Annotated in this window: 9 protein-coding genes; 3 read left to right on the forward strand and 6 right to left on the reverse strand. The window is 45.1% G+C overall.

Features of this window, described 5'->3' with window-relative positions; genetic code table 11:
- The 3 genes from KI655_RS19215 to speA all read right to left on the reverse strand — a co-directional run.
- Positions 1-3723 (reverse strand): retention module-containing protein (locus tag KI655_RS19215; protein WP_285407972.1); only part of this gene is annotated, 3723 nt, incomplete at its 3' end.
- Between the two features lie 561 nt (positions 3724-4284).
- Entirely contained in the window at positions 4285-5211 is a 927-nt protein-coding gene (gene speB / locus KI655_RS19220; RefSeq protein WP_285407974.1) for an agmatinase, read from the reverse strand.
- Entirely contained in the window at positions 5211-7118 is a 1908-nt protein-coding gene (speA, locus tag KI655_RS19225; RefSeq protein ID WP_285407975.1) for an arginine decarboxylase, read from the reverse strand. The genes speB and speA overlap by 1 nt, the downstream gene beginning before the upstream one ends.
- Positions 7119-7575: 457 nt before the next feature.
- Here speA and KI655_RS19230 point away from each other — a divergent pair, with 457 nt between their 5' ends.
- Together KI655_RS19230 and KI655_RS19235 are read left to right on the forward strand one after the other, a co-directional pair.
- A complete protein-coding gene (locus KI655_RS19230) occupies positions 7576-8964 on the forward strand; it encodes a coniferyl aldehyde dehydrogenase (protein ID WP_373417313.1) in 1389 nt (462 codons plus the stop codon).
- A complete protein-coding gene (locus KI655_RS19235; protein WP_285407977.1) occupies positions 8961-9542 on the forward strand; it encodes a TetR/AcrR family transcriptional regulator in 582 nt (193 codons plus the stop codon). Before KI655_RS19230 ends, KI655_RS19235 begins: the two co-directional genes overlap by 4 nt.
- Before the next feature lie 86 nt (positions 9543-9628).
- On the opposite strand, the gene KI655_RS19240 is transcribed toward KI655_RS19235, so the two are convergent.
- Positions 9629-10321 (reverse strand): aspartate/glutamate racemase family protein, encoded by a 693-nt coding sequence (locus KI655_RS19240; RefSeq protein WP_285407978.1) that lies wholly within the window; start codon positions 10319-10321, stop codon positions 9629-9631.
- Positions 10322-10490: 169 nt separating this feature from the next.
- On the opposite strand from KI655_RS19240, the gene KI655_RS19245 reads away from it, so the two are divergent.
- Positions 10491-11729: a leucine-rich repeat-containing protein kinase family protein gene (locus tag KI655_RS19245; protein ID WP_285407979.1), complete on the forward strand. Its 1239-nt coding sequence runs from the start codon at positions 10491-10493 to the stop codon at positions 11727-11729.
- 82 nt (positions 11730-11811) lie between these two features.
- Here KI655_RS19245 and KI655_RS19250 read toward each other — a convergent pair whose 3' ends face one another.
- Positions 11812-12258, reverse strand: a complete 447-nt coding sequence (locus KI655_RS19250; protein ID WP_285407981.1) for a hypothetical protein — start codon at positions 12256-12258, stop codon at positions 11812-11814.
- Positions 12259-12278: 20 nt separating this feature from the next.
- The gene (gene yqfB / locus KI655_RS19255; RefSeq protein ID WP_285407982.1) at positions 12279-12593 is read right to left on the reverse strand and encodes a N(4)-acetylcytidine aminohydrolase; all 315 of its coding nucleotides are present in this window, start codon (positions 12591-12593) and stop codon (positions 12279-12281) included.
- Positions 12594-12822: the final 229 nt, after the last annotated feature.

A 12822-nucleotide genomic window follows, 5' to 3' on the forward strand; every position in this document is an offset into this window, starting at 1 on the left:
GAAGATAAACTCCTGCTCAGACGCTATGTTTTGATCGAGCGTGTAAGCCGTGCCGTCGTAAGTAAATTGAGTCACGCTCGCGCCATCAGCGCTTGGAGCGGTCAGAACGTCGACAGCACTTGTGGACACAGCACCTGAACTCAAGTCAGCTTGATTAGGTTCAGTTACCGTTAAATCGGCGTCTTGCATGATTTGAACATCATCATTGATGTTCACAACCAGCTGGCTAATTGCAGTTCTATCGCCATCGGTATCGATAGCCAAAATAGGAATATCGAAAGAAAGTGCGTTTTTGCCTTGAATTGGTCTGTGATCAAACGCTTCAAGCAAAACAAAGGTAAAGTCACCAATATTGCTTTGGTCAAAGGTTAAGGTGAAAACAGGGGTTTCTACGTTGGACACATCAGTAGTGAAACCTATGTAGATACCTGAATCAGCAGGCTCCTCACGAATTTCAACAATCAACCCATTCGACGTCAAAGAATTATCACTATTAAATTGCCCAACTACCACTTCAATACGAGCGACATCATCACTGGCTTCGGTAAAAGAGATGGTTTGGTTTGAGTCGACTGATACGCCACTTGGGGCGGAACCGTCAATCAGACCTGATTCATCGAGCGTTACGCTTGGCACATTGTCGATTGTTGGATCATCACCATCAGTAATCGTTAAGATGACAGTAGCCGTGTCTATATCAACGTCGCCATCACTCGATGTCAGGATAACCGTTTTCACGATATCGCCATCTGTTTGATCAAGGTTGCGATTTGGCTCAAAGCGAACATTGCCATCTAACGTGACAAATAGAGAACCTTCTAAGAATTGGAACTCTTGCTCACCAGTATCATTAGGGTCTAAGTTACGAACGGCACCATCATACGTAAACTGCGTGATAGCAGCACCATCAGCACCCTGCACAGGAAGGACATTAATGGTTTCAGTCGTCACAACAGACTGCGTCAATACCGCTAACGTCGGCTCTCGAATACTCAGCACACCGTTTTCCATAGTCTGCAGATCATCACCGATCGTTACTGCTAACGCTGCACCCAGTGAGTCATCACCATCTGAATCCACCGCATAAACCGGAAGTTCGAAAGTGAGCTCGTTATTCGACTGACCATCGGCATGATCCAACGATTCGAGTAACGTAAAGGTATATTCACCGAGCGTGGTACTCGAAAATACTAGGGTAAAGACGGGGATTTCTGTATTCGAAGCATCGGTTACAAAGCCAATGTAATTTCCAGAATCCGCTGGCTCCTCTTTCAAGCTCACGACCAAACCATCCGACGTTAGCGCACCGTTGGTATTAAATTCCGTACTCTCAAGTCTAAAGCGAGAAACATCATCACTACCCGGTGTAAAGTCTATGGTTTGAGTTGAGCTAACATCTGATCCCGTTGGAGATGAGCCAGAAGCTAGGTCTGGCTCCAGCAAAGTAACGCTAGGGATATCGTTAATTGTCGGGATTTGACCATCAGTGATGGAAATTTGCAGCAACGCAGAGTCTGTATCGCCATCACCATCCACCGCATTAAATGTAATATCTTGGGTGATGGTTTCATCGACAGAATGATCAATGTCTCTTGCGACAACAAAGGTAACATCACCGTTAAGCGCGATGTTTAATGTCCCTTCATCAAAAACAAACGCTTGCTGAGCAGAAGGGTCTTGTTGAAGATCTAGATTGTAAGTAGTGCCATCATAGACAAAGGATTGTACGGTCGCTCCATCTGCTCCAGTGAAATTGAATACATTGTAAGAGACCGTTGAGTCACCTACTTGTGTCGGCTCGTCTAATGCAACACTGTTATCAATCAGCTCAACCACATCATCAGCAACAGTAACGACAATGAGTGCTGGCTGCGCGTCACCCGTACCTCCCGCCAAAGACGAGCGATCGCCATCCGCATCAACCGCGTAGATAGGCAGCTCAAAACTCAGTTCTGCATCTTGCGAGCCTTGATGGGTAAGCGAATTCAGTAGTGTAAATTCATAAGAGCCTAAAGCTGGGCTGTCGACGGCCACCTCAAACACAACAGTGCGAACGCCATTAACCGTGACAAAACCTTCGTAGTTTCGAACTCCGCTTACTTCACTAATCATTTCTAATTCAACGGGTTGCCCTTGTGAAAGCAAGCTGCCATCTGTATTAAACTCCGTTGGTTCGAGTTCATGATGGTCGATAATATCACTATCGAAAGTTTCTGAAGTTACAGACCCGCTGCCACTGACGATACCGGTTCCTTCTTCTGAACCACCAGCAATACCACTCTCTTGTACAGAAATAGGGTCGACTGAATTAACCGTTGGGCGATCGCCATCGGTAATGGTGATATTGAGTGTGCTAACCACTGAATCAAGGTCGAAATCTGTGATGGTCACAGGTAAAGAAAATTCAAGAGAGTCTGAATTTATCTGTTCAATAGGTTTGAACTGTTGGAAGTGGTACTCGCCATTAGTATCGACTGAAACCGTAAGTACGACTTCTCCACGCCCCTGAATAGAGAGCGTAATCTCGGTGCCATCATCAGATAGCCTTGCGAGTGTATTCTGGTTATCACTTAAAATTCCATCAAACTGAGCCAATGATGACGAGTCGAAAACGACTGACGATAATGTGTCACTTTCAATCGATACAAAGCTACCCTCAAGTAATGTCGAGTCAGTTTCTTGATTAGTGATATTCACCGTTTCAGGGATAGGATCAGCACCGTCTAAGATTGCAACTCCGACCGAGATAGGCGCATCGATTGCATTCCCACCAATGTCGGCACCTTCGATATCAAAAGTCACAGTGATTTGATTGTCACTATACGATACCTGCCCATCGCTTACAGAAGAGACATGATCAATCGGAGCCGATAGCGTGGATGTGAGAGTGAGGTTGACATTCGACCCTGAACTGACGGCATCGATGTCGATACGCAAAACCTCAGTACTACCCTGAGTACCAAGGATCGCATTTTCCCCAGAATCATAAACAAACTGAACCGCTAATCCACCAGACGTTATATCGCTATTCAGTTCACTGAGAAGAGAGGCTAAAGAAGCAGAAGCCGGCACAAAAGAACTAGCATCTAGATCAAGGCTACCACTCTGAATGATTTGATTAGTTGATACCGTCTGAGGATAAGTGCCTTGTGATAAAGAACCTTCGGTTAGACTTTGGGAAAGAGACTGGCCGCCAGATGAAGCAGTTACATCGCTTCTAAAATCGTCTTCATCGTCGTCAATGTTCTCCTCCTCGAGTGCGGAGGTTTCGAAGAAGGTGGAAGGCTGCGTTTCGGTGTAATTGTAATCTATGGTTACGAAACCGGCATTAGCCGAGCTGCCAAGGCCACCAGCAGCGGTAGCTTCTAGAATTTCAGTCGGATCTTCCCCTGCTAAAATAGCTTCTTGTATCGCCGCAATTTCGTCGGCACCAAATGTGTCGTCACCAAGCTGGTCAAAGTTTATTTCAATATCACCATTCACAGGCTCTGCATTAAAGGCCACCGCATTATCGATACAACCAACACAGTTTTCATCAACCGGTATTTCACCGGAAACATCGACCAACACTAACTTCGCGCCTTTCGCTGTCATCACGATTTCATTCTCGCGAATGGTATCCCCTACCTTCACCTTGCGGGCGGATCCATCTGCGGTTATGACAACAACGTCACCATTCACTTGCTTAACTACTGCTGCGTTACGCAAAACTTCGACATCCATATGTCCCCCTAGATACACATAATGACGGTCCCATCATCGTGTAAAAATTGTTGTAAGCGCGTATTAGGTTGTAACTCAGGTTCAACCACTGTTTTTATATCAAGTCTTTTACTTTTAACTTGTCGCGGTTCGATTTTGTTTTTACTGACTGTTTATCGAACTCGTTTACCCTTAAGACTAGTATTTCCTTAAGAAAAATCCATTTTCAGAGGTAATTGATTGCATATCGAACTGCATGCTCTTTCAAAAGAAGATTTTAGAAAATAGATCAATACAAATAAGGACTTATTTTATTCATACTCAAAAAGTCAAACGGTCTAAATGCAAACAGGGACATGAGCGACAATTCCAGTGACGAACGCGCTCATTATTCACTATTAGCAGGGGTAGTTTTGTGGGCGTCGATCAGTTTTAGCTACGACCGCGTAACGAGCCAATTCTTCAGATAAAAATGCTTAACAAATCAGACACTAGCGCGCATTTCAGGACGGAACATTAGAAACAAAAAAGCCACTGCTAATACAAGCAGTGGCTCAATAAACCAACACATCTTTCGGTAAATCAGTTAGCTAGGCGATTTGCTGTCCAAACGTACAAAAGCTCTAGAGCAATCGTCGCTCCAGCCAAAGCCGTGATATCGCTTTGATCGTAAGCAGGTGACACTTCCACCACGTCCATTCCGACCATATTCAGACCTTTAAGAGCTCGAATTATCTTGAGAACCTTGTCTGAATTCAAACCACCACAAACCGGGGTTCCTGTACCAGGAGCGAATGCTGGATCTAGACAATCAATGTCAAACGTCAAGTAAACTGGTTTGTCACCGACAATTTGCTTAATACGTGACACGATCTCATCCACGCTCAGATCATTCGCTTCCATCGCATTGATAACGTTAAAGCCGTGCTCGTCTTTCTCATACTCGGTACGAATGCCTACTTGAACTGAATGCTCTTTCGAAATTAGCCCTTCGTTTGGCGCATGATAGAACATGGTTCCGTGATCATAACGACTGCCGTGGCTGTAAGTATCGGTATGTGCATCAAAGTGAATCAATGCCATTTCACCATACTTCTTCGCGTAAGCGCGCAGCAAAGGCAATGTAATGAAGTGATCACCGCCTAGGCCCAACAACGTTTTACCACTGTTAAGGATTTCCGTCGCCGCGGCTTCTAATCGCACAGTTAAATCTTCAGCATCACCGGTGTCAAACACCAAATCACCCGAGTCAATCACCTTAGTATGATCGAAGACATTAAAGTCCCACGGGAATTTTTTACCTTCCCACGCCAAGTTAACTGAAGCACGACGAATCGCGTCGGGACCGAGTCGCGCACCCGGTCTCCCAGATGTCGCCATATCTAACGGCGCACCTAGCACAACAACATCTGCTTCTGCATCCACTGGATTTTGCACCAATGGACGGCGCATAAACGTCATCGCATTGGAGTACAGGGAATAGTCTTTCTTAGTAAACAGATCGTTCATTAAAAATCCTCTAAGTACGTGTAACCCATCAAGCCTTGTTCCAACTCAGCAAGCACACTCTGCTGCTCATCTTGTGGGACTTTAGCACTGACCATCTCTTCGTAATTCTGACGAATCAAATCCACATCGATGTGAACATAGCGCATCATGTCTGCAACCGTGTCACCTTCGTTGATGTAATCTAGGTTCGCCTTACCTTCGTTGTCCACGTTCACAACCACACTGTGCGTATCGCCAAATAGGTTGTGCATATCGCCCAAGATCTCTTGGTATGCACCTACCAAAAAGAAACCCATCAAGTATGGTTCATCTGGGTTCCAAGCTGGTACTGGCAGCGTCGTTTCAATACCTTGACCGTCAACATACTGATCGATAGTGCCGTCTGAATCACAAGTAATATCCAGAACCACAGCGCGTCGTTCATCCACTCGATCTAAACCACTGAGTGGCAACACTGGGAATACCTGATCAATACCCCATGCGTCCGGTAGCGACTGAAACAGTGAGAAGTTCACGAAGAACTTATCCGCCAAACGCTCATTCAACTCATCCAAAATCGGGCGGTGGTAGCGGTTCTTTGTGCTCATCAACTGGTTTAACTCATAATTGATGCGCAAAGAGACCTGCTCAGCCCAAGCTCGACTTTGAAGGTTCAGCATGCCAGTTGCGAACTGGTTGTGCGCCTCTGCAATGTCACTTTGTGTATCGTTATAAATCTCAATCAATGCGCGGTCATCGCTGCCATCTCGCAAGGATTGGAAGTTGCGCCACATGTTTTTCAGAAGCAGTGGTGCGCCTTCTTCAGGCTCTACAATCACCTCTGGTGAGTAGCTTTCTGTACCAATCACGTTAGTAATCAAAACTGCGTGGTGCGCCGTTAATGAGCGACCTGACTCAGAAATGATCACTGGCATTGGCTGTTGATACTGCTTACAGATATCACCCACTGTCATCACGATATTACGTGCGTACTCTAAAAGACCGTAGTTCATCGAGTTAGAAGACTGACTGCGTGTACCGTCATAGTCCACCGCCAAACCGCCACCCACATCGATGTAATCCAGTTGCGCGCCAATATCACGCAGTTCACAGTAGAAACGCGCCGCTTCACTCACACCATTTCGAACGTCACGAATGTTTGCCATTTGTGAACCTAGGTGGAAGTGAACAAGCTCTAGCGCTTCTAACTGGTCTTCCGCTTTCAAACGCTCAATTACAGTCAATACTTGAGATGCAGACAAGCCGAACTTCGACTTCTCACCACCACTTGCTTGCCACTTACCTGCCCCTTGAGAAGCGAGACGAATACGCAGACCTAAACGTGGTTTTACGCCTAGCGCTTTTGCTTCTTGCAAAACAAGATCAAGCTCAGACAACTTTTCAAGTACGATGAAAACCTTATGACCTAGCTTCTCACCAATCAGAGCCAAGCGAACATATTCGCGATCTTTGTAGCCGTTGCAGACAATCACCGAGCTCGCTTTCTGAGCTAATGCCAATACCGCCAGCAGCTCAGGTTTGCTGCCCGCTTCTAGACCCAGCTGTTTTTGTTCTAGCTGAGCTTGGCTTGCTAAAATCTCGTCCACGACTTCTTTTTGCTGGTTTACCTTAATTGGGTATACCAACAGGTAGCGGTTGTCGTATTGGTATTCATCAATAGCTTGGTTGAACGCGTTACAAATATTATGTACTCGTTGATGAACAATCTGCGGGAATCGCACCAATGCAGGTAAGCCGACATTCTTCTGTTCAAGCTGCTTTACAATATTGCTTAAAGGAATTTGATGATCCATTTTGCTTGGAGAGACATACACTTCTCCATTGTCATCAATACCGTAGAAACCTTGGCTCCAGTGCTTAACATTATATTCTGCACGGATGCGATCTAAATTAACTGATTGTTCCATTTCAAGAGACCTCACAATATAGGGCCATCACCAAGTAACACCCTGTTCATACATGCGGCATTACCCAAGTTAAATCGATACGTTACGATTCGTTGGGCGCATTAACTGATATTCTGGCGAGCGAGTCCAATCATAGATATTTGTCGTCTCGACAAACGCTGTTTTACACACGCCTGAGATAACGGTACATCAAGGTCTGCCGCCAATTCTGGTGCTAATACGCAGCGTACACAGAATCAGATTTTTTTCGCGACGCATAAGAAAACCCCATTCAACTTCTTTTTCTGAGCACACCAACCTTGCACATTTTTTAAACTTTTTCTTATCGTTCCTTGTAAAACAGGGATGGCTAGTATAAATTTAAACCACTGACCGATCGGTCAGTCAGCTAAATGGGGAGTAAAATACAATGAACCAAAATCCAATATCCAATGATGAATCCACTGTCGGTGTTGATATGAACGCGATGTTCTCGGCTCAAAAAGCGCACTTTCGTTCTAACTCGAATCCCGATCTCAAAACGCGTCAAGACGATCTTGCTCGCTTGAAAGAACTACTCGTCCGTTATCAAGATCAGATCATCGATGCGTTATCCGAGGATTATGGCCAAAGAGCAAAATATGACTCCCTCATAGCGGATATTACGCCTTCGCTGCATTTGATTGATTACAACCGAAAACACCTAAAGAAATGGATGAAGCCTTCTCGCCGAGGTGCTGGTTTAATGCTCCAACCGGCTAAGGTGAGTGTCCACTATCAACCATTGGGTGTGGTTGGCATCATTGTCCCTTGGAACTTCCCTATTACCCTGTCTATTGGTCCACTAGCGACGGCGTTGGCTGCGGGTAACGTCGCGATGATGAAAATGTCTGAATTCACGCCAGCAACCAATAAAGTACTAAAAAAGATGTTGAGCGAAGGGTTCAGTGAAGATCAAATCGCGATCATTGAGGGTGAGGCTGATATCGCAGCGCAATTCAGCGCCCTACCTTTCGATCATATTATGTTCACTGGCTCGACAGCGGTGGGTAAACATGTGATGAAAGCAGCTTCTGCGAATCTAACGCCAGTAACGCTCGAGCTAGGCGGCAAGTCTCCGACAGTGATTGCACCGGACATGGAAATCATGGACGCGGTTCAACGCATCTTATTCTCGAAAAGTCTCAACGCCGGTCAAATCTGTGTTGCTCCAGATTACATTCTGCTCCCTAAGGCAAAAGTTAATGAGTTTGTAGACGCCTATAAGAGCTACTTTAAAAAGCTCTACCCTGCGGGACTTGAGAGCAAAGAACTCACCTCTGTGATCAATCAACGCCAATACACACGACTAAAAGGTGTGGTTGAAGATGCAGAGCAAAAAGGCGCCACCATTCACACTGTGAGCGAGCAAGCTCAAGACGATGTGAATCACCGCATGACGCCTCATCTACTGACTAATGTAAACGACGACATGTTTGCCCTTCAGGAAGAGTTGTTTGGTCCTGTGCTACCTATCGTCCCTTATGATTCTTTGGACGAAGCAATTGAGTACATTAACGATCGTCCTCGCCCGTTGGCTCTTTACATCATGAGTCACGACAGTGAAGTGCAAGAGAAGTTGCTGTCTAAAACTCACTCCGGTGGCGTGTGCATCAATGATTCTCTTGTTCATGTTGCGGTCGATGATGCACCATTTGGCGGTGTTGGTCCGTCAGGTATGGGGCACTATCACGGAATTGAGGGTTTCAAAACCTTCAGTCATGCCAAAACGGTTCTGAGTAGAGGTAAAATCAACTACACAAAACTGTTGCATCCTCCGTATAATAATCTGTTCAAGAAATTGATTTTTAAAGTGATTAATCGATGACCACTAAAAGACAACAGATATTAGATTCCGCCCTTCAACTCTTTGCTGAGCAAGGCGTTGAGGGCACATCTACCGCTCAAATTGCTAAAGCGGCAGGTGTGGCGAAGGCAACTCTGTTTCACCACTTTGAAAACAAGTCTCTATTGGTTGATGAGCTTTTTAGAGAGCTGAAACAAGCGCTGTTCAATGCTGTTTTTCAAGAGTTCGATACAAACGTTGCGTCACTGTATCTAAAAATGAACAAGCTGTGGGAGGTGGGAATCGATTGGGCAGCTGCGCATCCTACAGCGATGAAGTTTCTCTCTAATATCCATTTCCACCCGACCACTGAAGCAAGGCAGATAATTGTTTCTGAACTGTTCGCTACGCTTGATGACAATGTACGAGCGGGACAAGATTCTGGTGAGTTGATCAAGCTAGATATGGATTTGGTGCGCTATTTCATTCATAGCCACTTCTTAATATCGGTTAACTGGTTGCTAGACCAAAATCAGCTCTCGACTAAAGAACAACAGAGTTACGTTCAACAGAGCTTTGATATGTGTTGGCGTGCTATTGGTGGCAAGCAGCCTAAATAGATTATTGACGTCCATTAGAAAAAACAAAGCCACCCTTTAAGTTACTATATATAAATCGAGGGTGGCTTTGCATTTTGTAAATTTATTTAACTCAACGCGTATTCCACACCTTGCTTCGCGTGGATCTCTGTTGTGTCATACAGAGGAACTTGCGTGTCTTCTTGATTCACCAAAAGTGCGATTTCCGTGCAACCTAGAATTACCGCTTGAGCACCTTGTTGATACAACTTATTGATGATCGCAAGATATTGCTCTTTTGAGTTTTCCTTAATAATTCCTTTGCAAAGCTCATCATAGATAATGGAATGCACTGTCTCTTGGTCTTCAGAGCTAGGGACTAATACCTCCATGCCGAACTTGTCAGTAAGGCGGCCTTTGTAGAAATCTTGCTCCATGGTAAAGCGAGTGCCTAATAGCCCAACCTTCTCAATACCATGTGCTTGAAGAACGTTCGCCGTTGCATCAGCAATATGAAGAACAGGCATAGAGATACGTGACTCAATCTCTGGCACTACTTTGTGCATGGTGTTGGTACAGATCATGAGAAAGTCCGCGCCAGCCTTTTCAACCGACTCCGCTGCTTGGGACAGCAAAACCGCCGTTTCATCCCATTTCCCTTGATGTTGCAGTTTCTCTATTTCATCGAAGTTAACACTGAACAGCACAACTTTAGCCGAGTTGAGCCCACCTAGCCTCTCTTTGACACCCTCGTTCAATGCCTTGTAATAACTCGCCGTCGATTCCCAACTCATCCCACCTAAAAGGCCGATTGTTTTCATATTCGTCATCCATCCCATTGCATCTGCTGTTAAGCGATTAAAACCTTTTTTCTATCTCTTGTTTTATCAAGCAATTTCGCTAGATGCAATACTGTTACAGCCCTCGCAATCAATAGCTAAGCCACGTACACTACCCGTCTAAAATGAAACACGATCAGAAGGCTTAGATTTGCAAACTCTAGAACAACTACAATCCGGACAATTATTGGGTTCAACACATTTGAAATTGGCTGAAGGCCTTGAAACGTTCCCAATGGAAATCATAGAGCTTGCAGATACTCTTGAAGTACTCGACCTATCAGGGAATGCATTGTCAGAGCTTCCAAAGGAGCTAGCGAAACTGACTAAGCTTCGCATCATCTTTGCATCCAATAACCAGTTTACTCATCTGCCAGACGTGCTAGGCGAACTACCGAACCTGGAAATGGTGGGCTTTAAAACCAACCAGATTAAGACTGTCAGCGAGCATTCATTACCGTTGCCGCTGCGTTGGTTAATTCTGACTGACAACGCCATTGAAGTGCTGCCAGATAGTCTAGGACATCGCCCTAGACTGCAGAAGCTAGCTCTAGCGGGCAACCAAATTAAAGCCTTGCCAGACAGCATGGAGAACTTGCTCAACCTAGAGCTGGTTCGTCTTTCTGCCAACCAAATCGCTGAGTTTCCGGAACTGTTAATCAAACTGCCGAAACTCGCATGGCTTGCGTTTGCAGGAAACCCTTTCTGTAAACACCCTAAATCGCTAGACAGCGTGCCACAAGTATCAACTTCAAGTTACCGTCTGAACCATGTGCTTGGTCAAGGGGCTAGCGGCGTGATCTCTCATGCACATTGGCAAGATGAAGACTTCGCTTTCCCAAGTGAAGTGGCAGTAAAAGTGTTCAAAGGTGAAGTGACCAGTGATGGCTACCCACACGATGAATTAGAAGCGTGCCTGCAAGCGGGTCACCATAACAATCTTGTTAAGTCGATTGCACAGGTTGATGATGGTAAAGACCTCGCCTTGGTGATGGAGCTCATTCCAGAGACATACTACAACTTGGGCTTACCACCAACGCTCGAAACCTGTACACGAGATACCTTTGATGAGGGCTTTGAGCTATCAATCGCTCAGATAACTTCTATTGTTGATCAGATGGTCGATGTCTTTAACCATCTCCACAACAACAAAGTGTGTCACGGCGATCTTTACGCCCACAATACGCTTGTAAACGAGCAAGGTGAGATGATTTTTGGTGATTTCGGTGCGGCTACAATTTACGGCTATTTAACCGAAGAGCAGCAGTCTGGAATACGAACGATTGAGGCCAGAGCACTTAAACACTTTATCGACGATCTATTAAGCGTCTGCCATAAAGATGATGTCGACTCTCAACAGTACCAAGTATTGGCTCAATTAACTTTCTAGAGCGTAGATACAACAACGACTCAATGATGATGTGCAGTCTTCATTGAGTCGTCATAAAAACTACCGCTAATCACAATTGGCGTTAACGCGTCATCGCTTCCACTTGCACAAGCTTCAAGTACGAGTGCAGTTCGCCGTTTTTGTATTCTATGGCTGAGTGAATATTCTCACTGCGGTTAGCAACCACAGCAAAGCGATATTGATTTTCGCCTTTCTCTATTGCTACCTCTAACAGACCACTATTCAAGTTCCAGCGACCAGACGTTTCAAAACGGTCAAATAACCGATATTCATTTAGCGTGCCATCAAGATGAAAATGCACCTCAGTAATGTAACCCGCTGGGCAACTCTTTACCCACACTCGACCTGATACATCCTCAATGGTGAGTTCTCGCTTCCCTTCGCACCATGTTTGAAAATCTGACTCCATTGCCCACTCAGGCTCAAGTTCAGCTATATCCAATAGCTTACACTGCTTCGCTTCTTTGCAATACAACTGAAGCCAAGTTTGCTGCTCTAGGTTAGTCATTCTGCTTGGCCTCTGATTGGTTAGACTAACTCGTAAGAGACAACATAAAGCTGAGAAATACCCGGATAGATCTCTTGAATCACATCTTTCAGCACTTGCAGTGTCATGTTCTCTTGCTGTGCATGGAATTCACCCAGCTCATCAAACAGGATTGGCTCTACACTGATGATCTTAAGATTACAGAATACACGCCCTTCTTCTAGCGTCGATACTTCAACAACGCTACCAGGTTGGTAGTCACGCTCAGATTCATCACGAATGGTAATGGTCTTTTTACCTGAAAGAATGTCGGCTTCGAAACGCTCAAAGAACGTCATAGTGGTTGGTGCGGTCATGGATTTCAATCGCTTGTCATTAAAGATTAGATACTTGTTTATATACCAGAATATCTAAGGAAGCGAATAAAAAGAGATGCGAGATGCGAGATGCGAGATGCGAGATGCGAGATGCGAGATGCGAGATGCGAGATGCGAGAGAATATGACAAAGCCAAATTACAGGCAATAAAAAAGGAGAGCCTAAGCTCTCCTTCTCTTAATCCTAAATGCAAACTCTAATTAAAGAG

Origin of the sequence: Vibrio sp. D404a (genome assembly GCF_030248535.1) — a bacterium.
Classification (GTDB): Bacteria; Pseudomonadota; Gammaproteobacteria; order Enterobacterales; family Vibrionaceae; genus Vibrio.